Below are 24,767 nucleotides of genomic sequence, written 5' to 3'. Positions count from 1 at the left end.
AGTGATAAACACTTGTTCAGAATAGCCTCAGTTAAGGTTAAAAGATATCAGCATATTGGCGAATAGTTTTTATGGTATGGATTAAAATATTTGATCCCTAGTAGAGTGACTTTTAGCGGGCATTCTGCTGTTGCTCAAAATGATTGACAAGGAAATCTATCAGGGCTCTAACAGGATGAGATAAGTGCTTACGAGAAGGGTAGAGCAGATACATTTGTAGTGTATTCAGTTGCCAGTCTGGCAGTATCCATTCCAGCTCGCCACTGGCTATTTTGCTATCGGCTAGGTAGGTAGGCTGCATGGATATCCCTAGGCCAGAGAGTGAGCCATGGAGTAACACGGTGGCTTCGTTAGCGGTGATATCACAATTCACCTCGATTTGATGTTTTTGCTCATCTTTCGTCAATTGCCAGATATGTCGACCAAAGTTTTTGTAGCCAAGACAAGCATGCTGCTCTAAATCTGTTGGATGGGTAATAGCGGATCGCGCATCTAAGTACGCTTTAGATGCCACCAACTTAGAGTGGCATACCGCAAACGGGCGTCCTATTAAGGCAGGATTTGGATCATTAGTGGTGCGAATAGCAAGATCGATTCTTTCGCTGACCATATCTACGGCTCTGTCTTGAGCATCAATATCGAGCTTTATTCCCGGATATTGTTGGCGAAAAACCGTCAAAGCGGGCATCAGTTCTGAAAATCCAAAGGACATGCTGACTGACACACGCACAAAGCCTTGTATTGCCTGGGTGGGCATTAAGCTTTCTTCAATTTGCTGCGCTTGTTCTACCCAGCGCTGTAAGTCTGGCAGCATTTGTTCACCAGTATTGGTCAGGGAGACTTTGCGGGTGGTGCGTTGCAACAACCGAGCACCGAGCCAGTTTTCTACCGCTTCAACATGGCGAGTAACCATAGGACGAGAAATATCTAAACGGTCGGCAGTGGCGGTAAAGCTCTCTGTTTGGGCCACATCCAGTAGCACCTTTGCTGCGGTTAACTTGTCCATTGATATGATCGTTTTACGAAATAATGATGAAAAGAATAGGCTCTATTTAGAAATAAAACCAGAGGCTAACATGCTAAGCAACAAAACAAGCAATCCACTAGGAGACAGCATGAAAGCCTTAACAACACTCGCTTTATTACTTACCACTTCTTCAGCTGCGATGGCGGCAACCGATTTGAACTTTGAGGTTTACAACGCCGATGAGCACAGCTTCAACGTCACTTCGACTCTGGTTGTTGGAGAAACAGAATCCTTACTTATTGATACTGGCTTCACCCGCGCGGACGCACTCCGTATTGCAGCTAAAGTATTGGATGCAGGTAAACCGCTGAAAACCATCTTCATCAGTCAGGCCGATCCAGATTATTACTTTGGCGCCTCTGAATTGCTCACCATCTTCCCTGATGCGCATGTGGTCACTACGGCCGCGGTAAGGGAGGCGATTGCGAAAAAGCTTGAGAAAAAAGTCAGCTTCTGGGGGCCGAAAATGGGCTTAAATGCGCCGAAAGATCCCGTTCTGCCAGAGGTGGTGAAAGGTAACGAGTTAACGATTGATGGTGAAAAGATCGAAATACGTGGTACAGAGGGAGTGCTAGCGCATCGACCATATTTGTGGGTGCCGAGTGAAAAAGCCGTATTGGGTAACGTTGGTATTGTTCAAGGTATGCATGTGTGGATGGCTGATACTCAAACCGACCGAGAAGTTAAAACATGGTTGGCACAGTTGGAAGAGATGCAGGCGCTAAACCCAGAGTTTGTTGTACCTGGACATATGCAAAAATCAGGTCGATTGGATGCCAGCACCATTGCTTATACTCATACATGGATAGAGCGTTTTGTTGAAGCGAAAAAACAGAGTAAAAACAGTGCTCAACTGATCAAGATGATGACTAACCACTACCCAAAACTCGGTTCAGATTTTAGTCTAGAACTTGGTGCTCAGGTCCACATGAAAGAGGCGAGCTGGTAATAGCCTTTTAGCCGATATTAATGGCTATATAGCGAACAGCGTAAGGCTGTTCGCTTTGGTTAGTCGGAGTCGCTTTTCACTTCGAACCCGAGTGTTTTAAGTTCAGATGCAAATTGCGCTTGAGTATCGGGCTCGCCATGAATCAAGTGAATTTGCTTTGGTTTTTCAGCAATGCCACGGATAAAGCGCAATAGATCGTGTTTATCTGCATGGGCAGAGTAGCCTGACATTGTATGAACTTTCGCTTTGACTTCGACCTCTTCGCCGTCAATTTCCACATCCATCGCGCCTGCTTGAATTTCTCGGCCCAAAGTCCCTTGCGCTTGGTACCCTGCTAGAAGAACATCGGTTGTTTCCAAAGGCAGTAGCGCTTTCAGGTAGTCCATGATACGACCACCTTGGCACATTCCAGAGGCGGCGACGACTATCGCAGGCTCTTGGGTGGATTGGAGGCGATTAACCAAGCGCTGATGAGTGCGATGATCTTCGACCGTAATACATTGCTCAAATGCGAGTGGGTGGCGATGCCTCTCTAGCCGCTGTTTCGCTTCCTTGCCCCATAACTGTTTGAAATGGCGATAGGAACGAGTGACACGCTGGGCCATGGGAGAATCGAGAATAATAGGGATAGAAACATCAATTTGATGGTGGTGGATGAGCTGCTCAATATCGAACAACAATTCCTGAGTACGTCCAACACTAAACGCAGGAATTAAGATTGCTCCTCCATCTTCAAGAGAGCGATCTATGATGGCTTTTAACCGCTCACCGCGTGTTGCGATATCTTCATGCTGCTTGTCACCATAGGTTGTTTCAATCAGTAGGTAATCGGCACGCTGTGGAGGTTTAGGGTCAGGTAGGAGTGGGGTGTTATTTGGACCGAGATCGCCAGAAAAGACCACCACTTCTTGATTCGCCAAGCGCACTTCCACATAGGCGGAACCGAGTATATGCCCCGCAGGTTGAAAACGTATCGTCATCGAACTAAGGGGGTTACTCTCGTCTAGACAATGCCAACAATTGTAGTCCAATGGCTCAATCAGTCGACGTATCTTGTTTAACACGCGCTCGGTTTGTTTGCGGTCTAAACCGAGTTGCAGCTTTAGGCTATCTTCGAGCATTAATGGGATCAATTCGGCTGTTGCGGTCGTGCAGTAAATAGGTTGGTTATAGCCAGTTGCGAGTAACCACGGCAGTCGACCTATGTGGTCAATATGGGCGTGGGTAATGACAATCGCGGTCAAGTGAGAGGTTTCAAATTCAATATCCAATGGCCGAGCATCAGCGCCTTGAAACAGTCCGCAGTCGATAAGAATGGCTTGAGCCTCTGATCTTAGCTCATGGCAAGAGCCAGTAATCGTTTGTTTGCCGCCATGGTGAATGATCTTCATGTTAAATCCTCGCAACCGTTTCAAGCTGACTGTGCCGACAAAGCTATTTTACGACAACTAGCCCAGCCAAATTTGCGAGGATTGAACACTTTTGGCAGTAAGTTATAGAGTACTCAGTGGTTTATCTGCGACTGAGTTACTCTTTGATCGTATTATCCTGCGTACTTACGCCACAGTTTTGTTGCGCTTCGATCGCTGCCACTTCTTTATCCAGTTCTGCGATTTTAGCTTCCATTAACTGGTGACAATGCTCAGCAAGAGCGCGGGCATCACTCAGGTTGTATTGAGTGGTATCAATTGGCTCAAGCATTTCAGTGATCACCACACCATTGTTACGACGGTTAAGGTCAATCTTGTTGTGCGTAGTGCTCACTACCATAGGTGTGATGGGCACACCGGCTTCAATTGCCATACGAAAGGCTCCGGTTTTGAATGGTAGCAATCCTCTCCCTTTGCTGCGGGTACCTTCCGGGTAGGCCCAAACGGACAGATCGCGCTGGTGGATGGCTTCCGCCACTTGCTTAATCGTATCGCGAGCTTTGGACTTATCTTGGCGGTTAATCAAAATATTGCCAGTGATCCAATACAGTTGACCAAAAAAAGGTACCCAAATCAGTTCTTTCTTACCTAATGAAACGGTACGTGGTCTTAGCATTCCCGGTGAAGTAACAAAGTCATATACGCTTTGGTGGTTAGAAATATAAACACTGTTTTTCGGCGTAGGCGCTCGTTCTAACCCGCGCTGAATTAGTTTTAAACCTACCAGTTTATGCAGTTGGTTAAACCAACGACAAAAGAAATACACATGCCGCGGATTTCTGGGGCTAAACAGGCAATAAACCATAGCGAAGAGGGTCATAAACACGATAAAAATAGCAGCCAATACAAGGCGAAGAATACTTAACAAAACGCGCTCCTTCCGTTATCCAACCCACGTATGAGTGGTCAATCTGGTTGATACAGTTAGAGTTTTAATTCTATTTAACCAAATTGCAACAAGTTTTGCTGGCACTTGGGTGGTAATCAATTATAAAGCCAATTACTATGCAGTAAGTTCCACTTCGGTAGCAAAACTATGTCTTCAAGTTCTTCTTTTTACGAGAAAAATGCAGAACAACTGTGCGCTCAATATAACGCTCTCCAAGCGGAATCAGTGAATAGCGCTTGGCGTCTCTATTGGCCTATTTCGGGGGATAAAGTCCTTGATGTCGGTGCAGGGTGTGGGCGTGATGCGAAGTGGATGGCGGAGTCTGGTTGTGAAGTGTATGCCATCGAACCTTGTCAGGCTTTACGCAATCTAGGCAATGAACACACAGGGGAATCTGTTGTTTGGCTTGATGATTCGTTACCCGCTTTGTCTCGCACAACCAACTTAGGTATTCGGTTTGATGTGATTCTGGTCAGCGCTGTTTGGATGCATCTTGCTCCGACACACAGAAAGCGCGCATTCAGAAAGCTCGCCAACCTTCTCGCACCCAATGGAAAGTTGATCATTTCTCTCCGTCACGGTGAATTTGATGATGGTCGGGTGAGCTATGACGTCTCGGTTGAGGAGTTGGAACAACTCTCTAAAGACAGTGCTCTATTGGTGCGCGACGTTACTGACCAATCGGATCAACTCAATCGCTCTGATGTTTCATGGCAAACTGTTGTCATGACATTACCTGATGATGGTTCTGGTGACTTAAATAAAGTCCGCCATATCATCGTGAATGACACCAAAGCAGCTACGTATAAATTGGCGTTACTACGTACTTTGTTACGTATCGCTGACGCACACTCCGGGGCGGTTATAGATCGAAGTGACGGCAAGGTCGCTATCCCATTAGGTTTGGTTGCTCTTTACTGGAACCGTCAGTTTAAGCGCCTGATAGACATTGAAGATATTCAGCAAAGTGCCAATTCTTCGGCTGGACTTGGTTTTGTAAAGCCCGAAGGGTGGGGAAAGCTAACTCACTTAGCTGCTGAAGATCTCGCTGTTGGTTCACTCTTTACGGGTGAAGAGGCAAAAGCTTTAGACAAGGCCATTCGCGACACTTTAGCTACATTGAAGAGTGGTCCGGTCAAATACACTTACCAAAGTGATATTTCAAATCCCTATTTTCATATGCACCGTAGAAAGTATAAGAAAACTAGCTCGTATATTATTGATTTGGATTTCCTAGAAAGTTACGGTGAGTTTGTTTTGGACGAGAGTCTGTGGGACTGTTTCCGTTTGTACCACTCTTGGATAGAGCCACTAGTTGTAAATCAATGGATCTTAGAAATGCAGCGCTTTGAGAGGAATAAGCAGCGCAATATTTCTTTGCAAACTTACCATGACTGCCTTGTCTGGATAGACCACAAACACAATACGCGTGATGTTCGAACTAGGATTGAGGCATTACGTAGAGACAGTTTAGTGATGAAAAGTGTTTGGAGTGGTAAGTCCCTCAAAAATGACTACCACATTGATCACTGCTTACCTTTTGCTCATTGGCCGAATAACGATAAGTGGAATTTACTGCCAACCACGGCAAAAGAGAATCTTGATAAAAAAGATCGTATTCCTACTTATTACCGTCTTTGCTCATCTCGCCAAAGGATTTTAGAGTGGTGGCAATTAGCTTGGGGCGAGAACGAGCAGTTACAACAATGCTTTTTCTCGGAAGCCACGCTTGCCTTACCAAATGTCCCAAACCAATGCCGCGACTTTGAGCAAGTCTTTGAAGCTCTTGGCCTTCAAGTAAGAGGGGTTAAGAGTCGATTATTGGTTAGTGAGTGGTGATGCCTTTGGCGATGTGTATTGAGTCTTATGACCACATTCGCAGGTTAGCGTATAGACACATTTGTTTTTCGAGACACCTACAGCTTTTCCCCCACACGAGAGGCACACTTGCTTCATTGATGTATTTGTTTGGCAGTTCTCACAATGGACATAGTAACCAAATCGTCCCGATTTTTCTGTTGTATTGTAACTGCCGCAAGCTCGGCACTTAAACCATGAGTTTTGTTTGTTAGAAGAGGTTATTTGCGGTTGAAGATCTGACTTGGTTTCAAGGTTTTGGTTTAAAGACTCTTCTGGGCAACTAGGCGATGTGTGGTTTTGCGCTGTTCCTAATGGCTTATGTTGACCAAGCAAGAAATTGCGTACTTTCATCATTTCTTCGGGTGAAAAATTAGGGTTAGTATTAAATATAGTGCTGCTTGAAGAAATCAGAGAACTAACTTTGTTCGCTATTTGTTCCGCTTTAACTATCTGATTAGAAATGGATTTAGGCATTGAATCTCTTTCAATCAAAGTCTCATTTGAAGAGGCACAAACGAGATCCCAACATCTTCCGCCAAAATACGCTTGTAGTCCTATCAAAGCGAGCTTGCCGAGCATGATATCTGCATTTTCATTAAGTAACTGCTTTAAAAGCTTTTTCTGTAGATGTGCTTGAGCAATAGGAGATGCCATACCTTGCCAGTGGCCGTTAAATGTTCTTTGCCACTCTAGTTGCTTGTTTACTCTTACCTTGCCTTTGATCGACTTTGACTCAATTAGAATAAAGCCTTTTTTATAAAGGATTAGGTGATCAATTTGGGCAAACTGCTCATCGTGCTCAACTCTTAAATCATTGAAGACAAAAATGTCTTCCTTATCTGCAAACTCTCTGGATAGGTAGAAAGAAACATCTTTTTCTACCTTTTCTCCGCTTTTTTGTCTCTTGTTGTTCGCGGGTTTTCCATCTCGGGTTTTAACTATCATACCAACTGGCCTTTTCTTTTTATGCTACCAGATGTGTATTTTGCTTATAAAGTGTTCTTATGACTCGCTCTTTAGGAAAGAGATGTAAATCACTAACTTATTTAAGGCTGATATTTTAGTTCTCCACAGTCATCCTATTGCTATCCAACTGTGTTTTAGAATGAGAGCCTCTTTTTTTCTCCATCTGCAAAATCGTGGCTTGAATTGGGATGGCAAACTCGGCGTTGTTTTGTTTGATGATGCGCTCGATGCTAAACAGCAGTTCTTGTTGTAGTTCCAAGAAACGTTCTCGGTTGGTGGTATCTAGGTGAGCAAGAATCTCTAAGTTGATGCGATAGTTATCGAATGTCGAGAAATGGACGCGTACGGGCGATTCTAGCGTGTCTGGATGAGCGACAAGCATCGCTTCAATTTCGTGCGTGATCTTTGTAACTACGGTGGTTGGGGTGCCAAATCGCAGTGCGATGTCAGCTTTAAACGGGTATCGATCACGGCGACTGTAGTTAACGATCTCCATTTTAACTAATGCGCCATTGGCGATGGTGATTTGCGTACGGTCTTTGGCGCGGATTCGGGTTGAACGCACGCCAATACGCTCAACAACACCCGAGACTTTTCCCATCTGGCAGTAATCACCGACCGAGAGTGACTTGTCTAAGAATAGAATCACACCACCAATCAGGTTTTCCATCGTTGGTCGAATGGCAAGTGCAATCGCCATCCCGCCTAAACTTAGTCCAGTAACGATGCCATACACAGGTACGCCGATTCGGTGCAATCCATAGCCGAAAATGCTGACAGCTAATGCTGAACCAACCAGTGTGCCGATAATTTGAGTAATGCTCTGGCGCAGGTTGGAGGCGTTGCGAGTTTTTGCCATGGCACTGCACGTTTTATAGCCCAGCAAGTAGGCGGCCTGTGCGACCAATAACCAAACAATGAGCTCACCAGAGATCGACATAACAGACATTAACTTACCTGTCAGATTGAGCTGGTGGTTGCTCAAATAGATAAATGAACCAATACCTGCCGCCATAAGTAGCGGGCGCAATAGCACTAGTTTGTTGGCGCGATAAACGAGCAAGGCATAAAGTGCCAATCCGGCAGATAACACCGCTAAACCTATCCATTGCCATACCGCTTGATCGGCAACTTCTAGCATGAAAAACGGCGGTAAACTTTCAACCCAAGTAAACCAAGTTGGAGGCACGAGCTTACCAGCAGACAGCGAGAAGTAGCGGTAGAAATCTTTTACTGTGCCATCACGGTTGGGTAGATGCTTGACTAATTGATAGTTGGAATGCAGTGCTTCGACAGTTTGAGCAGAAAAAAGGAATTGTCCGTTTGGCTGCTTTTCAATCGACAGTTGTGTATTGGGGATCGTCCATCGCTCAATGCTATTTGTAGCGGGAATAGAGTTAAGATCAAACGCTGGAATTCGATCGAGGATCTCTTTCATCAGCATGACGGATTCTAGAGAGATACGTGGGTACTCAGATTTAGGTTGCTGCGAAAAATCAAAGCATTGCACTGCTTTGTTGAACAACGCGTAGACAGACTGCCGAGCGCCTTCTTGCTGCTCGCTTGGTAAGTTTGGTAACTGCGCGAGTTGGTTGTTTGCCGCGTCGACGAGCTGATGAAAACTATCAAATGTGGCTTTGGGGCTAGTGGTGTCTGGTGGAGCGAGGGGGAACCGATCTTGTGCGTAACCCCCTGTAGTGATCACCAATAACAAGGTTGAAATAAATACATTAATAGCTGCTTTAAACATGTTTGATAAACCTAGTCTTTCCCTGACATTTATAAGCTAATTCATATCCTTTTGATTGCATACCTATGCTTTTTGCTCTCAGCCTTTTTTCACTGGATTGTGTGCTGTTCATCAAGTCAGGTTTGATTGGTACTTTCGTTTAGTTATGTGGCGTGCAACTGGCCCTTAGATTTTGAGTTCTTGGATTAAGGTTAGCTGGTTGTTTAAGAGGTGTCTAAGCATAATAAGTGTTATTAAGTAATTGCTTTTTAAGGAAATAATTTTTCTAATGAGTGTTCACTTTTTAGATGTAAAGGGTGAGCCTTAGCGTAAAAATAGAGCATTAACTTTATAAAATGTTGGCGGTTTTATAATCATTCTTTATAGCTAGATAGCTTGTGAATCATCACTAGAAATGATGATTCATGAGTGGAAAATGAATAAAAATAGCTCAATGAGGAATAGAGCAGATGCATAACATAACAAGTAAAACCAAAGGGTTATTTACCCTTTCAACTATCGCAGTGGCTATGGCTGGAATCTCGGTGGCGAATGCTTCGCCTTCAATGGGATTCAATGAGGCTGATCTACCAACTAAGTACATCGTTAAATTTAAACAAGACGCACCTATGCCGTTTACTCGTGCTGGTGAGCCAGTTATGGCTGCTAGTGAAGTTCGCGAATCGGTGCTTCAGCAAGTTAAAGCTCGTAAGGTCGAAAAGCTAGGCTCTGAGCCAATCTACAGTGTAGAAATGGATGACAACGAGCTGTCTTCTTTGCGTACTAACGCGCAAGTGGAATACGTTGAGGTCGATCCTCCTCGTTACCTGCTAAGTGAAACGACACCGTGGGGCTACAATGCTGTGAACGCTCAGCTTTTGAATGACTCAAATGCTGGTAATCGCACGGTATGTATTATCGATTCTGGCTATGACATCAGCCACAATGACCTAAGTGGCAACCGCGTTAACGGCACCAACGATAGCGGCACAGGCTCATGGAGTTCTCCGGGCAACAACAATGCACACGGTACGCACGTGGCTGGTACGATTGCGGCGATTGCCAATACCGAAGGTGTTAAAGGGGTAATGCCGAACCAGAATGTGAACTTACACATTGTTAAAGTGTTCAACGAATCTGGTTGGGGTTACTCATCGAGCTTAGTTAAAGCCATTCAAACCTGTGCGGACAATGGCGCCAACGTGGTTAACATGAGCTTGGGTGGTAGCCGTTCAAGTATTACTGAACAAAACGCGATGCAAGACCTTTACGACAAAGGTGTTCTGCTTATCGCAGCGGCAGGTAACTCAGGTAACACGGCACACAGCTACCCAGCATCTTATGATGCGGTAATGTCAGTTGCAGCGGTTGATACAAACAACGACCACGCTGCGTTCTCTCAGGCAACTGACCAAGTAGATATTGCAGCGCCAGGTGTAGCGGTACTTTCAACTGTGACAGTAGGTGAAGGTGTTCTGTCTGATATTACCATCAACGGTGCGAGCAGCTTTGATCGCGGCGTTGTGCCACATAACCGTAAAATCAAAACTTCTGGCAGTTACGAGTCAGCACCAGTGGCAGGTTCGTTTACCGCTCCTATCGCTGCATGTGATATCTCTTCAGGTAGCTACAACTGTGGTGATATGACGGACAAGATCTGTCTAACTGAACGTATCGAAAACCAAAGAACGGGTGTTCGACCTGAAATCAACCCAGTGAAAGCATGTTCTGATGCGGGCGCTAAAGCGGCGATTGTATACAGTAATCAAGATCTACCTGGTCTTCAGAACCCATTTGTTCTGGATGACAACGATAGCTACCGTATGGTTTCAGTTACCGTTGACCGAGCATTTGGTTTAGAGCTAGCAGGTAAAGTTGGTGATACCGTGACGGTTTCTACGGAAACGGGTAAAGATTACGAGTACTACAATGGTACTTCTATGGCGACGCCACACGTAGCAGGTGTTGCAGGGCTAGTTTGGAGTTACCACCCAACCTGTACAGCAGCGCAAGTACGTAAAGCACTAAACGCAAGTGCGACAGATATTGATGTAGCAGGACGTGATGATCGCACGGGTCATGGTCTGGTTAATGCAGATGCTGCAAAAACTTACCTAGATGTGGGCTGTAATGGTCCTGTAGGTACAAGCACTGTACTAGAAAACGGTGTGGCGAAAGGCCCTCTATCTGGCGCAAGCAAATCAGGCACGGTTTACACCTTTGAAGTCCCTGCAAGTGCAACAAAAGCGACATTCAAGCTAACTGGCGGTAGCGGTGATGCGGATATGTATGTTCGTTTTGACGGTACACCGACAACAAGAACATACGATTGCCGTTCATGGGAAAGCGGTAACAACGAATCTTGTTCTCTTGATGTCACTCAGGCAGGCACATACCAAGTATTGATCGATGGCTACTCGGCGTACTCAGGTGCTTCGCTTGTTGCTACGCACAACGGTTCTGACAATGGTGGTCAAGCACCGTCAAACTACAGCAACCAAAATGCAATGGCGATTCCAGACAACAGCGCGCTAGGTGCAACGAGTGAGATCGATGTACTACGCTCTGGTGATTCTGGTACAGTGACAGTTGCAGTTGATATTAGCCATAGCTATGTGGGTGACCTTAAAGTCACGCTGACTTCACCAACCGGTGGTCAAGTTGTGCTGCATGAAAATACAGGCGGTTCAGCAAATGACATTCGTACTAGCTTCCAAGCAAACTTTACTGGCTTTGAGTCAAAAGGTAACTGGAAACTAAAAGCGGTAGATAGCGCACGCCAAGATACAGGTACGATCAACAGCTGGTCACTGTCATTTCAATAAGGAGTGAATATGAAGAAGCAAGTGTTTTATGGCGTTGGTTTAATTGCCTTGCTGATGAGTGCGGTTGCGACATTGAGCCATGCTGATAACCCAGCGTTTCCACCTGTTGATGAAAGACAGGCAGAAGCAGAGGCTCAATCAACCCGATTCTTTGTGAAGTATCATAAAGGCACTGAACAGCAGACTCGCGAGCTTCTTCATTCTTACCAGCTAGATGTTGTCGAAACGTTAGACAGCCAACAAGTGCTGGTAGTATCGGGCAGCCAGCAGCAAGTGGATAAACTGACATCCAGTCAATACATCGACTATGTTGAGCCAGAACCGATTCGAAGCTTATACTCACAATAACAAAACGTCCCATCGAGAGATGGGGCGTTTTTTATTTTGTCTTAACCACTTAAACTACGCTCATTAAGGCGTAGGAAAGAAATTATGAGAGCGATAGGAATAGACGGTTGTAAAGCCGGCTGGGTAATTTGGCAGGTTTCTGATGGTGTCCCCACTTGCCAAATTGTGCCTGAGATAGCAGATGCGGTACCGTTGATCCAACAAGGCGCAGCATTGATTGATATTCCTATTGGTTTTAGTGATACCGCTAGTCCTGACCGAGCATGTGATAAAGCGGCGCGTCGATTTTTAAGCCCCAAACGTGGTTCGTCGGTTTTCCCGGTTCCTTGCCGAGAGGCGGCTTACGCAAACACGTACCAACAGGCGTGTGATATCAACGTCGCTCGGCTTGGTAAGAAGCTATCTAAGCAAAGCTGGTTTATTTTGCCAAAGATCAAGCAAGTTGATCAGCTGCTTAACCAATTTCCTAACCTATATCTTCGTGAGTCACACCCAGAAGTAGTTTTTGCAGCGTTAAATAATAGGCAGCCATTAGACTATGGGAAGAAGAGTCGGGAAGGCTATCAAGAACGACTGGCGATCATCCAAGCCATCACTCCATTAGAGTGGGTAAGGGCTTTAGAGCATCAGATAGAATCGACGTTAGTGAAACATGCCAGCCTAGATGATTTAGTGGATGCTTTTGTTTTGATGTTGGCTGCAAAGCATCCTCAGCACTTAAGCTGCTTACCCGAAGTTCCAGATAAAGACTCAACAGGGCGAGTGAGGGAAATTGTTTACTGGCAGCTACAAAGCCAATAACAGGTGAGCGTAATCAAAAACGCCAGAAGATAGGGCTTCTGGCGTTTTGTTTTAATTTATTGGCCTGAGCTTAAAGCTTAGACTGTGCTCGACTTAATCGGTCATGAACAGCCAACCACTCGTCTGAGATAGGAGGATGTTCAACCCAGATCTCTTCGCAGCCCCATTTATCTGCTTCATCTAACGCGCGATAAAGATCGTGAGAATAGTCAGCCACATCTGATGGCATTTGTTTCGACTTAAAGCTTTGATTTTCAATCGCCGATATATGCAGGCAGGCAATGTTACTCCCTTCTGCGTTTTCAATCTCAGCAAGGTCAACCAAACGTACTCTGGTATTAGGTTGGTAGTGGCTAGTCACATTCCCCGGAACGGCAACAGTGTGTGCCTTCGGTGACAGCACTTCTTCGCCCAGCGTTTCTGATAGCTGCGCTGCTGTCACCGGACCGCTGCGCAAAATACGGAAAGGTTTTTGGGTTAGGTCAATGATGGTTGACTCTAAACCATGAGCACAGTTACCGCCGTCGAGTACAGCCGCAATTCTGCCCCCTAAAGAGTGGAGCACGTGCTCGGCTGACGTGGGGCTAAGTTTTTTATATGGATTTGCTGAAGGCGCTGCAACAGCCATACCTGAAGATTTCAGCAAAGTAGCAAACACTTCATGAGCGGGCATGCGAATGCCTATGGTGTCCAAACCGCCGGTTACCACTGGTGTTGCTTGGTCAGCTTTATTGAGCAGTACAGTCACAGGTCCAGGCCAGTACGCTTTGGCAATGGTGTACGCTTCTTGAGGAATGTCTTTTGCCCACTCAGACAGTTGCTCGACCTCTCCAATATGAACGATCAGTGGATGATTCGCTGGTCTACCTTTGGCGGCAAAGATCTTTTTCACCGCTTCTGGGTTTGATGCATCTGCAGCAAGGCCATAAACGGTTTCAGTCGGAATCGCAACAAGCTCGCCAGATGCGAGAATGTCTTTAGCTTGTTCGATATCTTTGCTGTCACTTGCCAAAAGGTGTTGCGTGTTCAATGTCTCTTCCTCAAACAACCAATAGGGTTAGAAAATCTAAGCGGGCTATTTTAACCATGTTTCACAAAGTTTCGACGTTTAATTGAGTATGAATTGTATCTATCGATAAGTTTTTTCTATATCAGTCGATCTTTCAATCGCTTAACGCCAAGATTAATATTGGTGACTAGGATTAGTTTGGCGGCAAGGAGCAATAGAGTGGATCAGCGTTACGATTACATTGTGATAGGTGGTGGGATAGTCGGTGTATCGACGGCTTGGCAACTACAGAATCGCTATCCGGATAAGTCCATTCTCTTGCTAGAAAAAGAGCAGCAACTCTCATCCCATCAAACCGGACACAACAGTGGTGTGATTCACGCTGGTGTCTACTATGCGCCTGGAAGTTTGAAAGCGGAGTTTTGTAAGGCCGGAGTTGCCGCTACTATCGACTTCTGTAACAAACATGATATTAAGGTCGAGAACTGTGGCAAATTGCTGGTTGCAACAAGCCCAATTGAAGTCGAGCGTATGCAAGCGCTGTATACCCGTAGTCAGCAAAATGGCATAGAGGTTGAACTGATCGATCAGCAAGAGCTTAAAAGGCGCGAACCTAACATTGTTGGGTTGGGGGCTATTGCCGTTTCAGCCACCAGTATTGTGGATTATCGCCAAGTCACCGAGGCGATGGCACAAGAGTTCCGCCAAGCGGGCGGACAGGTGCGCCTTGGAACACCTGTGGTGAACTTACAAGAGTACTCAGATAGGGTTGAGGTCTCGGTTGTCAGTGACGGCCGGGCGCAATTACTTCGAGGTCAGTTTTTGGTCGTCTGTTCGGGGTTAATGGCCGATCGCATGACCAAGATGATGGGGCTACAAACGGATTTTCAGATCATTCCTTATCGCGGTGAATATTACCGCCTTGCGCCTAAGTACAACCAGATCGTCAACCATCTAATTTATCCAATTCCTGATCCCGATTTACCTTTTCTTGGGGTTCATCTTACTCGTATGATTGATGGCAGTGTCACGGTTGGACCGAATGCGGTGCAAGGATGGAAAAGGGAAGGTTACTCACGCATTAACTTTAGTTTTCGCGATGTGTACGAAATGCTCTCGTTCAGTGGTTTCTGGAAAGTGACGGCCAAGCATCTAAAAACGGGGTTAATTGAGACGAAAAACTCTTGGTGGAAAGCAGGCTATTTGAAATTGGTGAATAAATACTGCCCAAAAATTCGAGTTGAAGATCTTGAACCCTATCCAGCGGGGATTAGAGCTCAAGCTGTGTTAAAAGATGGTACGCTAGTACACGATTTTCTGTTTGCACAAAGCCCACGTAGCTTGCATGTGTGCAATGCCCCTTCACCCGCAGCGACCTCTTCTATCCCAATAGGTAGCTTTATTTGCGACAAGATTGCGAGCAAGCAAGCTAAGACTATTCAAGACCATTAATTTGCTTAATAAGGTCGAGAAACAAAGCGTGCCCAATAGGGATTAGCTCGTCCTCAAAGTCATAGTCAGGGTTATGTAGCTGAGGTGTGTCGACACCGGCTCCCAAAGCAAACATTGCTCCCTGATTTGCTACTGCGGTGAATTGGCCAAAATCTTCAGACCAGCGCATAGGTTCATCCAACAAGATGTATTCCGTGGACGTGTTGCGACACGCCTGAACGACGCGATCACAGCCTTCATTTGAGTTAACACTTGCCTGAAAAACATCATCAAAACTGAATTCTATTTCTAATCCGGCTTTGTGAGCACAATCGCGCGCGAACTTTTGTGTGATCTCTACTAAGGTGTCCATTGCTTGATTGGTCTCGCTACGAAGTGTTGCCATGACAACGGCATCTCCAGGTGCAGTACCAAAAGCTACTTCGCCAAGTTTGGCATGGATGACGGTAACCCATAGCTTATCTTCGACGCCTTGTTCGGCTAGCTCTTCTGGAAGCTGGTTGAGTTTTTCGATGATCTGGCACATTGCGCCTGCGGGGCTAATACCATCTTCAGGATGTGCGGCATGTGATGTTTTGCCGCTGAGCTTAATGATGATGCCGCGAGAAGCACAATTAAAAGTCCCAGCTCGTACTGCTACCGAGCCAAGTTTTAGGCCTGGGTAGTTATGTAGTGCAAATGCGTAGTCTGGCTTTAGGGGGGCGAATTTCTCATCGTTGACCATATCAATCGCACCAGCCCCTGTTTCTTCCGCTGGCTGAAAGCAAAGTATCACTCTTCCAGATTGCGGTTTGCGAGTCGCGAGTGTCGCGCCCAAAGCAGAGATAATCGCCATATGACCATCGTGGCCACATTTATGTGACACGCCATCAAGGATAGAGCGATGGTCAAAGGTGTTTTGTTCGTGTATTGGTAGGGCGTCTAATTCGCAGCGTATTAAGGTTGAAGGCCCTATTTCTTGACCGTGGAAGACAAATGCGATGCCATGACCACCAAGCTGAGTGTGGACTTCGTCCGGCGAGAAGCTTTTAAACACGCGAGTTATACGCAGAGCCGTTTGTTGTTCTTGATGTGAGAGTTCGGGGTGCTGATGAATGTTTTTTCTAAGCTGAGTAAGTTGCGGAATATCTAACATGCGCTATCCATACACTTTTTAACCAGTGAAATACTATACGCTGAGGCTAAAAACAGTATGTTGATGAGGCTCTAACTATCTAAATTCGAGTGATTTTCTAATTGGTGGTTATTTTAAAGGGTTTAAGTTCCACAACATTGCCCTCAGGATCATCAACGTAAACAGAGCGACCGTATCCTTGTGCGCCGTATCGTTCGGCAAAGCTTGATGTAGTGATATTGTGTTGCTTTAGATAGTCGAGTAATTCCTCTTCCTCAAATGCGGACACTTGCAGACAGAAATGGTCAACGTTTCTACCGTTTTGTTGTGGCGCTATGCCTCCCATTCGACCTAGCTCACTATCAACTGTCACTATGTCAATTAATGCGCTCCCCGCTCTGAGTTGGGTAAGCCCAATATCGAGCTTTTCTCGTTCAATCACGCAGCCAAGAATGTTTTGATAAAAGTGCACCATGTTATCAAGCTGGCTCGTTCGCAGCACAATATGATCGAGTGCGATGATATTTATAGGCCGTTTACTCATTGATTGCTGCCTCCTCTAAAGCCATAAATTTAGTATACGCAGTAGTGGAAGAGGTGATCGATTGAGAAAAATAAAAAAGGCGCTAGAAATAGCGCCCATTGAGTTTGTCTCGCTTACAGTTAGGCCGTTACTTGTCGAGTCGAGGACTGATAAGCCGGTAGCTCTGAGCGCAAGCCTTTGATTAGGCTGACACACATTACGAGTAGGACAAGAGTGAAAGGAAGGCCTGTTGCAACAACACCAGATTGAAGTGCTTGCAATGCCTCTTTACCACCAATCCAAAGCATAACCGCTGCAATCGAGCCTTCAATACATGCCCAGAAAATTCGCTGTGGAACAGGGGCATCAATTTTGCCACCTGCGGTGATACTGTCGATAACGAGTGAGCCAGAGTCAGATGAGGTAATAAAGAACACCAAAATTAGGACAATTGAAAGCACAGAAATCACTGAGCTGTATGGCAGAGCATCATAAACCTGGAACAAGGTCAGCGAAATATCGGTTAAGCCATTAGTACCAAGCTCACCGACTTGGTTGACGACCTGGTCAAGAGCAATACCACCAAATACCGACATCCAAATAAGCGTTACTGTGGTTGGAATAATGATCACCGCAAACAGGAATTCACGTACAGTTCGACCTTTTGATACGCGTGCGATAAACATACCAACAAATGGTGACCAAGATACCCACCAAGCCCAATAGAACACCGTCCAACCGTGCATCCAGCCAGTATCTTCGCGGCCGTGAGGGTTGCTTAGCGGAAGAATATTTTGTGCATAGGCAATGGTCGTGTCCCACAGTGACAGCATTGCAGTGTCAAAACTGATGAACAATACAAACGCAAGTAAAGCAAAAGCAATCACCATGTTGATGTTGCTTAAAAGCTTAACGCCTCCATCGATACCGCGAATAACAGAGAGCACCGCAATGCAGGTCACGAAAGTGATCACAATCATCTGCATGCCGATGCCACCATCAAGACCAAATACATGATTGATGCCGCTGGTGGCTTGCTGTGCGCCTAAACCTAAAGAAGTAGCTAAGCCAAACAAAGTAGCTAGGACGGCGAGAATATCGATTACATGACCTAGCCAACCCCAAGCTTTATCGCCAAACAGTGGGTAGAAAGCCGATCGTAGTGAAAGTGGTAATCCTTTATTGAAGGCAAAGAAGGCCAAAGATAGCGCCACAATAGCGTAGATAGCCCAACCGTGAATACCCCAGTGGAACATAGTGGCACCCATAGCAAGCGCTTTCGCTTCTTCACTATATGCTTCCGCGTTAAGTGGCGTACCGTACCAATCAGTAAAGTAGGCCGTTGGCTCGGCAACACTCCAGAAAAGTAACCCTATTCCCATACCAGCTGCAAACAGCATGGATAACCATGAAATGGTCGAGTGCTCGGCTTTGGCATCGATCCCTCCAATACGGACCTTGCCTAGAGGGGAGAGTAGGAGCACTGCGGCGAACAAAATGAAGAAGTTTGCTGACCACATAAAGAAGGAGTCAAAATCTACAATAATGCTGTTTTTAAGACCGTTCAGAGCGTCTCGAGCAGTAGTTGGGTCAACAATTAAAAGAGTCAGTAGACAAAGGATCACAAGGCCAGCACTAATCCCAAATACCGGATTGTGGATATCGAATCCCCACTTTTGTACGTTGTCTTGTCCAACTTGATAATCAGTGGTTTCGATACTGTATTTTTTAATGCATTTTCCATAAATACAAGGTTTACGTTTTTATAATGTGTTTCACTTTTTCAAGAAAAACACTAAAAGCGCCCTCCATTTGTTTTGAGTTCAAAGTAATTTTTTTTGCGGCGCAACTATAACCTTTAGTGTGTTTAACTGCAAATTTGCTGCGGAAATGATCAGTAACCTCTTTTATCTTGGTTAGTTTTCTAATGTTTTGATGTGTAATGTTTTTGGCAGGGTGCGTTATCTAAACCCGAGGAAAAGGAAAGATTTCAAACAGTTATTGCGGGCAGGAGAAAGCGTAGTGATTTCTATTGTTTGCTAATCTGAATCTAGAGAGGCGCGAATAGTTGCGGCTTGTGGTACTAAATTTTTATGTGAGCTTATTTGCATAAAATTACTTTTCTTTAGATTTGCCAACCTATCAGATATAGGATGCTTTTGTGAAAATAAATACAATTAATCAATAGGTTAAATTAGGTTGTTATGAATAAAAGCCGATGCACTATCCTCACATGTTTCTCGTTATTAATGTCCACTCAGGCGCTTTCTTATGATCTTAGTTGGGAGCTGTTTGAGGGTGATGACCTCGCGTTGCTAAAAGAGGCTGAAACTTCAAGCGACCCAGACGTACTCTATAAAGCGGCTAACTTGTTGATAGATGAGTCTGTTATGCAAGCGAATATAGACAGAGCTCATGAGTATCTAGAACAAGCACTAAAGTCAGGTCATGATAGCGCTGAAACTCTGAAAGCAGATTTAGAGTATTCGGATGGTAACTATGAAGAAGCACTCTCGTGGTATCACAAAGCTGAAGATGGGCAAGATCCCTATGTGTTGTATAGCTTGGGGGTTATGTACTTTGATGGTGAAGGTACAGAACAAGACCTCGAAAAAGGCAACGAGTACTACTTAGCTTCAGCAAAACTTGGCGATGATGACGCTATGTACCAACTCGCTTTTTCCTACAACGATGGCGTTGGAGTCGAAAAAGACTACGCCAAAGCTGCATATTGGTTTGAGCAAGCCGCAAAACAACAGAATACCAGTGCGATCTATAACTTAGGGATCGCTTATCTCAATGGCGAAGGCGTTGAGATGAACTGCCAAAAAGCGATACAACACTTCGAGCATGCAATTGAACTTGAAGATCATACTCGCTCGGTGGCGAAACTTGGTGATATTTACTACTACCCTAAATACAAACAGCGTTGCGGCTTTAAAACGACTGATTACGCTAAGTCCTTTGAATTCTTCCAAAAAGCAGCAATGCTAGATGATACTTACGCCCAATATATGGTGGGATACGCGTATCGAAATGGTCATGGTGTATTCAGTGATTTTGCCAAATCATTAGCATGGTTTGAGATTGCTCAGGAAAATGGCGATGAGGATGCCGAAAAAGAAATCCTTAATGTGAAGCAATATATGTCTAACGATGAACTCGCTAAAGCACAGCAGTACAAAAACGAAATCATCGACGAAATTTGGTAAGCATACAAAAAAGGCGCTAACTCTAAGAGTTAGCGCCTTTCCAAACGTTTGGTGGAGCTGGCGGGAGTTGAACCCGCGTCCAAAAACCATTCATCATTGGTACTACATGCTTAGTCGATCTTTAAATTCACCAAGTACCTGCGAACCGACACGCTAGTAAATGACTATCCTGAATTATAATTCGCCGTTCATCTCTCAGGCGGGAGAATCCGGGCTAGCGCGTTTGGGTTTGATCTCTCGTTGGTCCCCGTCTTACGTGCGGAAGCTAGGGCGAGAGAGCTCTGAGCAGGTTATTAAGCTGCTAGTGCGTAGTTTTCGTCGTTTGCGACTATTTTTTTGCGGCTTTTTACGTGGCCAACCGCCCCACGGCATGCACCTCAGACTGCAAAATTCCTGTCGAATCCTAAATCAGCCCCAAAGTGTTCTTCGCATAGTACCAGAAAAGTGTAACCTGTCTAGACTTGTGCGTTTAAGTGCTCAATATTAGCGCAGTGAACTCTTCATTACGCGCGCTTTTTCGCGAGCCCAATCTTTTTCTTTAAGATCAGTACGTTTATCGTGCAGCTTCTTACCTTTCGCTACGCCGACTTTCATTTTAACCCAAGAGCGAGACCAGTACAGGGAAAGGGCCGCAAGTGTCATACCTTCACGGTTGATTCGACCTAGCAGGTTATCAAGTTCGCGACGGCTCATTAATAGTTTACGCACACGGGTAGGGTTCGCCACTACGTGTGTCGATGCTTGGTTAAGAGGGGTAATGGTCATGCCACTCACGAAGGCTTCGCCGTCACGCATAAACACGTAGCTTTCTGCGATGTTAGCTTTGCCTTGACGAAGGGCTTTTACTTCCCAGCCTTGAAGCTCCACACCTGCTTCGATTTCATCGTCGATGAAATACTCGTGGCGAGCTTTCTTATTGACAGCGATGGTATTGCTACCCGCTTTTTGTTTAGATTTTTTCTTTGCCATAATGGCTGCATTATACGGCTAGGAGTTAAGTTAGGAAATCCCTTTATTTGCGCTGAGTGCAAATAAAAGTAAAATTGCACCAAGCTTGAAGTTCAAGCAGATGTTACGAGGAGTCAATATGAAGCAAGTTAGTCGTTCTGCTTTAGTGTCGTTTAGTGCCCAGCAGATGTTCAATCTAGTGAACGACGTCGCGAGCTACCCTGAGTTTTTGCCGGGTTGCTCTGGTTCGCGTGTGATTGAGTCGAGCTCGGATGCGATGGTGGCTTCTGTTGATGTTGCAAAAGCAGGGATTAGCAAAACGTTTACCACGTCGAATGAGCTGGTTGATGGTGAGGCGATCCTAATGAATTTAGTCGATGGGCCGTTTAAAACACTTAAAGGTGGATGGTTCTTTACTCCGCTTGATGAGCAGGCGTGTAAAGTCGAGCTTAAGCTTGAGTTTGAGTTTTCAAGCAAGATGATTGAAATGGCGTTTGGTAAGGTTTTTAACGAACTGACCAGCAATATGGTCAACGCTTTTACGAAGCGCGCAAAACAGGTGTACCCAGCTTATGAGTATTGAGTCTGAAATGATTCATGTTGAAGTCGTCTATGCTCTGCCGCAAGAGCAGCGCGTATTTACGCTAGTGGTTAATCAGTCAATGACCGTCGAAGAGATCATTGCTCAGTCTGGTGTGCTTGAGTTATATCCTGAGATTGACCTAAAGAAGAATAAGGTCGGCGTATTTAGCCGTAATGTTAAGCTGGATGCTACGATCAATGATAAAGACCGCATCGAGATTTATCGCCCACTTCTAGCTGATCCAAAAGAGATCCGCCGCAAGCGAGCTGAGCAAGCCAAAGCTGCAGGTTCTGCCGATCCGGTTACGGGTGGTAAGAAAAATCCGTTGAGGAAGGAAAATTAGATAGAACGGGCTTCGCCCTATGGACCGCTCCGCTTCTGGATAACGAGATCGGACTTCGTCCTTCCGGAAAGCTAGAGTTAATTTCTCAACCACAGTGGATCAACTTAGTTTTCCAGTTTTCCAAGGACGAAGTCCGTTCCCGCATCTCGTTTCCGTAACTAGGCGTTCCAAACAAAAAGGGTTGACGTAATACGCCAACCCTTCAAATCTTCTCCAGCTCTCCAGCTCTCCAGCTCTCCAGCTCTCCAGCTCTTAGTTAATACTCTCAAAGAAGTCTTTGCTCGGTGGGAAATCGCCAGCGACATTAACAAGTTGGCCTTCACCGTTGAAGTCAACGATGAGGTTTTTCTGAATTGAGTCGTTGTGACCTTCGGTATGATGGTAGATGTAGTACCAAGTATCAGGATAACCATTCTCTACGAGCATAGGTGAGCCCATTACATAACGGACTTGCTCTTTAGTCATACCAAACTTTAATTGTTCTACTGCAGATTGCTCTACGTAGTTGCCTTGGTTGATATCAATGCGGTATACCAACTTTTCTAATAGCGAGCAGCCTGTCAGCATTGTCATAGCGAGTGGTACAGCGATAAGCCACTTTTTTAATTGCATACTTAAATTCTTGTAACTGATAAAAATCAAACTCAGCCGATAATAAACAAGCTAAGCGCTAAAGTAAAAAGCTGAGAGCATTTTGAATTGATTCAGACCATGATTTTTGAATTTGGTTGCAAAGTCGAGTCAAAATTCTTCATTGAAAGGAACTTTGACTCGAAAAAGCGGGGATTAAGCGGCGATAAGCAGCTCTTTAGCGTTGGCTAGCGTTGAATCAGTAATTTCACTTCCACCTAGTAGTCGGGCTAATTCTGAAACGCGTTGTTCATTGTCTAAGCAGTGCATCTGAGTTTCGGTTTTACCTGCTTTAGTTTGTTTCGCGACGAACAGCTGTTGGTGACCGCAACCCGCCACCTGAGGAAGGTGAGTGACACACAGAACTTGAGTGGATTCGCCAAGTTTACGTAGCATTTTTCCTACCACAGCGGCTGTTGGGCCACTGATACCCACATCGACTTCATCGAAGATGAGGCTAGGAGTATCGACTTTCTGCGCTGTGATCACTTGAATTGCTAGCGATATGCGCGAAAGCTCACCACCAGAGGCAACTTTGGCAATAGGTTGCATTGGCTGCCCAGGGTTAGTTGAGACAACAAAGCACACTGTGTCCATGCCAAGTGGGGATGGGTGAGTGCCTTCATTTGATACCTCAATACGGAACTGCGCTTTTTCCATACTAAGCTCATGCATACTAGCTGTGATCAGTTTATTGAGTTCTTTGGCATAACGAATGCGCGATTTATGGAGCTTTTCTGACGTTGTTAGGAAGCTTTGATATTTATTTTCTACTTCTTGTTCAAGCTCTTCTAGGCGTTCGTCTGAGCAATCAAGTGCTTCTATTTGACCGAGTAGATCTTGATGATGTTGGTAAAGTTCATCAGGCACAACATGATGCTTTCTCGCAATCGACATGACTTTAGAGAAACGCTCTTCCACGTAAGCCATACGTGCAGGATCGACATCGATGTTGTCCAAGTAATTACGAAGTTCACTATTCGCTTCTTCAACTTGAATAATGGCTTCAGCAAGCATATTGGGTAACTCAGCCAACTTTTCATCCAACTCAGCGAGCTGGATTAAGGAGTGATTGGCCGATTGCAAAATACCAAGCGCGTTAACTTCTTCACCTTCGTAAATAAGTTCGATGGCTTGTTGGCAGGTAGAGGCAAGTTCTCCACTGTTTGAGAGACGCTTGTGTTCTTGTTCGAGTTCTTCATATTCATCCTCGCCAAGAGAGAGTTCATTAAGCTCTTTAATTTGGTACTCAAGAAGTTGTTTCTGAGCTAGGTTTGCCGCACTGTTTTCTTTCAACTGCTTAAGGTTGTTGTCTGATTGTCGCCAAGATTGGTAGGCGTTACGCGTGCTCTTAAGCTGGTTAGAGTGACCTGCATATTGATCCAACATTGCCATTTGGTACTCACTTTTCATCAATTGATGATGAGCATGCTGACCATGGATGTTGATTAACAGCTGCCCCAAGGTTTTTAACTGAGAAAGTGGAACAGGGCTACCGTTAATAAATGCACGAGAACGGCCTTCTTTACTGATGATGCGACGCAGAATACAGTCGCTCCCATCTAATAAGTCGTTGTCTTCTAGCCAGCGAGTGGCATTAATATTGTTCTCTAAAGAGAAAGCCGCGCTTACTTCAGTTTTCTCTTCACCTTGACGTACCATGCTGGCTTCCGCACGCCCGCCTAAACACAAACCGAGAGCGTCAATGGCGATGGATTTACCTGCGCCAGTTTCACCGGTAATGGTTGTCATTCCCTTGGATAGCTCTAGCTGTAGAGACTTAACAATTGCAAAATTATTAACACTTAGATGAGCCAGCATTTTGTTGTACCTGTTTAAATGAACAATACTGTATAAGAAAACAGTATATACTGTTTCTTTATACAGTAAAGATGCTGGTGGAAATTTTTGTGATCAGGAGCGGGAACAGACTTCGTCCTAAGGATCGCTACGCTGCTTGAAAACGGGATCGGGCTTCGCCCTTCTGGAAAGCGAGAGTTGACTCCTCAGCCATAACAGAGCAACGTTAGTTATCCAGTTATCCAGTTATCCAGTTATCCAGTTATCCAGTTATCCAGTTATCCAGTTATCCAGTTATCCAGTTATCCAGTTATCCAGTTATCCAGTTA

The 24,767-nt window shown here is 45.2% G+C and carries 21 protein-coding genes and 1 other RNA gene; 9 read left to right on the top strand and 13 right to left on the bottom strand.

Going from position 1 to position 24,767, the window contains the following annotated elements; all coding sequences use genetic code 11:
• Positions 1–112: 112 nt before the first annotated feature.
• Complete coding sequence (locus AC5O63_RS17240) at positions 113–1,006, bottom strand: LysR family transcriptional regulator (RefSeq protein WP_494505717.1); 894 nt, start codon at positions 1,004–1,006, stop codon at positions 113–115.
• 109 nt (positions 1,007–1,115) lie between these two features.
• Between AC5O63_RS17240 and AC5O63_RS17235 the strand changes: the two genes are divergently transcribed.
• Positions 1,116–1,976: an MBL fold metallo-hydrolase gene (locus AC5O63_RS17235; RefSeq protein ID WP_004744414.1), complete on the top strand. Its 861-nt coding sequence runs from the start codon at positions 1,116–1,118 to the stop codon at positions 1,974–1,976.
• Between the two features lie 59 nt (positions 1,977–2,035).
• On the opposite strand, the gene AC5O63_RS17230 is transcribed toward AC5O63_RS17235, so the two are convergent.
• Together AC5O63_RS17230 and AC5O63_RS17225 are read right to left on the bottom strand one after the other, a co-directional pair.
• Positions 2,036–3,367: an MBL fold metallo-hydrolase RNA specificity domain-containing protein gene (locus tag AC5O63_RS17230; protein ID WP_494505716.1), complete on the bottom strand. Its 1,332-nt coding sequence runs from the start codon at positions 3,365–3,367 to the stop codon at positions 2,036–2,038.
• Positions 3,368–3,503: 136 nt separating this feature from the next.
• Complete coding sequence (locus tag AC5O63_RS17225; protein WP_239826372.1) at positions 3,504–4,274, bottom strand: 1-acylglycerol-3-phosphate O-acyltransferase; 771 nt, start codon at positions 4,272–4,274, stop codon at positions 3,504–3,506.
• A 168-nt stretch (positions 4,275–4,442) separates the two neighbouring features.
• Here AC5O63_RS17225 and AC5O63_RS17220 point away from each other — a divergent pair, with 168 nt between their 5' ends.
• Positions 4,443–6,134: a class I SAM-dependent methyltransferase gene (locus AC5O63_RS17220; protein WP_494505715.1), complete on the top strand. Its 1,692-nt coding sequence runs from the start codon at positions 4,443–4,445 to the stop codon at positions 6,132–6,134.
• Here AC5O63_RS17220 and AC5O63_RS17215 read toward each other — a convergent pair.
• Both AC5O63_RS17215 and AC5O63_RS17210 read right to left on the bottom strand, forming a co-directional pair.
• Positions 6,114–7,100, bottom strand: a complete 987-nt coding sequence (locus AC5O63_RS17215) for a nuclease-related domain-containing protein (RefSeq protein ID WP_494505714.1) — start codon at positions 7,098–7,100, stop codon at positions 6,114–6,116. The genes AC5O63_RS17220 and AC5O63_RS17215 overlap by 21 nt on opposite strands.
• A gap of 115 nt (positions 7,101–7,215) precedes the next feature.
• Positions 7,216–8,871, bottom strand: coding sequence for a mechanosensitive ion channel family protein (locus AC5O63_RS17210; protein ID WP_494505713.1), 1,656 nt, complete (start codon positions 8,869–8,871; stop codon positions 7,216–7,218).
• 449 nt (positions 8,872–9,320) lie between these two features.
• On the opposite strand from AC5O63_RS17210, the gene AC5O63_RS17205 reads away from it, so the two are divergent.
• The 3 genes from AC5O63_RS17205 to AC5O63_RS17195 all read left to right on the top strand — a co-directional run bounded on the left by AC5O63_RS17205 (position 9,321) and on the right by AC5O63_RS17195 (position 12,824).
• Positions 9,321–11,675: a S8 family serine peptidase gene (locus tag AC5O63_RS17205; protein WP_494505712.1), complete on the top strand. Its 2,355-nt coding sequence runs from the start codon at positions 9,321–9,323 to the stop codon at positions 11,673–11,675.
• A gap of 9 nt (positions 11,676–11,684) precedes the next feature.
• Positions 11,685–12,023 (top strand): ATPase, encoded by a 339-nt coding sequence (locus AC5O63_RS17200; protein ID WP_494505711.1) that lies wholly within the window; start codon positions 11,685–11,687, stop codon positions 12,021–12,023.
• Positions 12,024–12,107: 84 nt separating this feature from the next.
• Complete coding sequence (locus tag AC5O63_RS17195) at positions 12,108–12,824, top strand: DUF429 domain-containing protein (RefSeq protein ID WP_494505710.1); 717 nt, start codon at positions 12,108–12,110, stop codon at positions 12,822–12,824.
• Between the two features lie 70 nt (positions 12,825–12,894).
• On the opposite strand, the gene AC5O63_RS17190 is transcribed toward AC5O63_RS17195, so the two are convergent.
• A complete protein-coding gene (locus tag AC5O63_RS17190) occupies positions 12,895–13,854 on the bottom strand; it encodes an L-threonylcarbamoyladenylate synthase (RefSeq protein ID WP_494505709.1) in 960 nt (319 codons plus the stop codon).
• 198 nt (positions 13,855–14,052) lie between these two features.
• On the opposite strand from AC5O63_RS17190, the gene lhgO reads away from it, so the two are divergent.
• A complete protein-coding gene (gene lhgO, locus AC5O63_RS17185) occupies positions 14,053–15,285 on the top strand; it encodes an L-2-hydroxyglutarate oxidase (protein WP_494505708.1) in 1,233 nt (410 codons plus the stop codon).
• Here lhgO and AC5O63_RS17180 read toward each other — a convergent pair.
• The 3 genes from AC5O63_RS17180 to AC5O63_RS17170 form a co-directional block, all read right to left on the bottom strand.
• A complete protein-coding gene (locus tag AC5O63_RS17180) occupies positions 15,269–16,420 on the bottom strand; it encodes an amidohydrolase (RefSeq protein WP_494505707.1) in 1,152 nt (383 codons plus the stop codon). The genes lhgO and AC5O63_RS17180 overlap by 17 nt on opposite strands.
• Positions 16,421–16,517: 97 nt before the next feature.
• Entirely contained in the window at positions 16,518–16,943 is a 426-nt protein-coding gene (locus tag AC5O63_RS17175) for a VOC family protein (RefSeq protein ID WP_494505706.1), read from the bottom strand.
• Between the two features lie 119 nt (positions 16,944–17,062).
• Positions 17,063–18,655 (bottom strand): BCCT family transporter, encoded by a 1,593-nt coding sequence (locus tag AC5O63_RS17170; RefSeq protein ID WP_494505808.1) that lies wholly within the window; start codon positions 18,653–18,655, stop codon positions 17,063–17,065.
• 471 nt (positions 18,656–19,126) lie between these two features.
• Here AC5O63_RS17170 and AC5O63_RS17165 point away from each other — a divergent pair, with 471 nt between their 5' ends.
• Positions 19,127–20,134, top strand: coding sequence for a tetratricopeptide repeat protein (locus AC5O63_RS17165; protein ID WP_494505705.1), 1,008 nt, complete (start codon positions 19,127–19,129; stop codon positions 20,132–20,134).
• 49 nt (positions 20,135–20,183) lie between these two features.
• On the opposite strand, the gene ssrA is transcribed toward AC5O63_RS17165, so the two are convergent.
• Together ssrA and smpB are read right to left on the bottom strand one after the other, a co-directional pair.
• Positions 20,184–20,550: a transfer-messenger RNA gene (gene ssrA / locus AC5O63_RS17160) on the bottom strand.
• 67 nt (positions 20,551–20,617) lie between these two features.
• Entirely contained in the window at positions 20,618–21,103 is a 486-nt protein-coding gene (gene smpB / locus AC5O63_RS17155) for an SsrA-binding protein SmpB (protein ID WP_004744371.1), read from the bottom strand.
• A 118-nt stretch (positions 21,104–21,221) separates the two neighbouring features.
• Here smpB and AC5O63_RS17150 point away from each other — a divergent pair, with 118 nt between their 5' ends.
• Both AC5O63_RS17150 and AC5O63_RS17145 read left to right on the top strand, forming a co-directional pair.
• Positions 21,222–21,665, top strand: coding sequence for an SRPBCC family protein (locus AC5O63_RS17150; protein ID WP_004744370.1), 444 nt, complete (start codon positions 21,222–21,224; stop codon positions 21,663–21,665).
• Entirely contained in the window at positions 21,655–22,008 is a 354-nt protein-coding gene (locus AC5O63_RS17145) for an RnfH family protein (RefSeq protein ID WP_486786576.1), read from the top strand. Before AC5O63_RS17150 ends, AC5O63_RS17145 begins: the two co-directional genes overlap by 11 nt.
• A 252-nt stretch (positions 22,009–22,260) precedes the next feature.
• Here the strand turns inward: AC5O63_RS17145 and bamE are convergent, their stop codons facing one another.
• Positions 22,261–22,620: an outer membrane protein assembly factor BamE gene (gene bamE, locus AC5O63_RS17140; protein ID WP_004744368.1), complete on the bottom strand. Its 360-nt coding sequence runs from the start codon at positions 22,618–22,620 to the stop codon at positions 22,261–22,263.
• A gap of 174 nt (positions 22,621–22,794) precedes the next feature.
• Positions 22,795–24,459, bottom strand: coding sequence for a DNA repair protein RecN (gene recN, locus AC5O63_RS17135; protein WP_069665690.1), 1,665 nt, complete (start codon positions 24,457–24,459; stop codon positions 22,795–22,797).
• Positions 24,460–24,767: the final 308 nt, after the last annotated feature.

Source organism: Vibrio sp. SCP2 (assembly GCF_059295395.1).
This window is presented reverse-complemented; position numbering and strand designations above follow the sequence as displayed.

Excerpts from the sequence above, each read along its gene's own strand:
- AC5O63_RS17240 (WP_494505717.1), bottom strand. The coding sequence starts at position 1,006 with ATGGACAAGTTAACCGCAGCAAAGGTGCTACTGGATGTGGCCCAAACA.
- AC5O63_RS17235 (WP_004744414.1), top strand. The coding sequence starts at position 1,116 with ATGAAAGCCTTAACAACACTCGCTTTATTACTTACCACTTCTTCAGCT.
- AC5O63_RS17230 (WP_494505716.1), bottom strand. The coding sequence starts at position 3,367 with ATGAAGATCATTCACCATGGCGGCAAACAAACGATTACTGGCTCTTGC.
- AC5O63_RS17220 (WP_494505715.1), top strand. The coding sequence starts at position 4,443 with ATGTCTTCAAGTTCTTCTTTTTACGAGAAAAATGCAGAACAACTGTGC.
- AC5O63_RS17215 (WP_494505714.1), bottom strand. The coding sequence starts at position 7,100 with ATGATAGTTAAAACCCGAGATGGAAAACCCGCGAACAACAAGAGACAA.
- AC5O63_RS17210 (WP_494505713.1), bottom strand. The coding sequence starts at position 8,871 with ATGTTTAAAGCAGCTATTAATGTATTTATTTCAACCTTGTTATTGGTG.
- AC5O63_RS17205 (WP_494505712.1), top strand. The coding sequence starts at position 9,321 with ATGCATAACATAACAAGTAAAACCAAAGGGTTATTTACCCTTTCAACT.
- AC5O63_RS17200 (WP_494505711.1), top strand. The coding sequence starts at position 11,685 with ATGAAGAAGCAAGTGTTTTATGGCGTTGGTTTAATTGCCTTGCTGATG.
- AC5O63_RS17195 (WP_494505710.1), top strand. The coding sequence starts at position 12,108 with ATGAGAGCGATAGGAATAGACGGTTGTAAAGCCGGCTGGGTAATTTGG.
- AC5O63_RS17180 (WP_494505707.1), bottom strand. The coding sequence starts at position 16,420 with ATGTTAGATATTCCGCAACTTACTCAGCTTAGAAAAAACATTCATCAG.
- AC5O63_RS17175 (WP_494505706.1), bottom strand. The coding sequence starts at position 16,943 with ATGAGTAAACGGCCTATAAATATCATCGCACTCGATCATATTGTGCTG.
- AC5O63_RS17165 (WP_494505705.1), top strand. The coding sequence starts at position 19,127 with ATGAATAAAAGCCGATGCACTATCCTCACATGTTTCTCGTTATTAATG.
- smpB (WP_004744371.1), bottom strand. The coding sequence starts at position 21,103 with ATGGCAAAGAAAAAATCTAAACAAAAAGCGGGTAGCAATACCATCGCT.
- AC5O63_RS17150 (WP_004744370.1), top strand. The coding sequence starts at position 21,222 with ATGAAGCAAGTTAGTCGTTCTGCTTTAGTGTCGTTTAGTGCCCAGCAG.
- AC5O63_RS17145 (WP_486786576.1), top strand. The coding sequence starts at position 21,655 with ATGAGTATTGAGTCTGAAATGATTCATGTTGAAGTCGTCTATGCTCTG.
- bamE (WP_004744368.1), bottom strand. The coding sequence starts at position 22,620 with ATGCAATTAAAAAAGTGGCTTATCGCTGTACCACTCGCTATGACAATG.
- recN (WP_069665690.1), bottom strand. The coding sequence starts at position 24,459 with ATGCTGGCTCATCTAAGTGTTAATAATTTTGCAATTGTTAAGTCTCTA.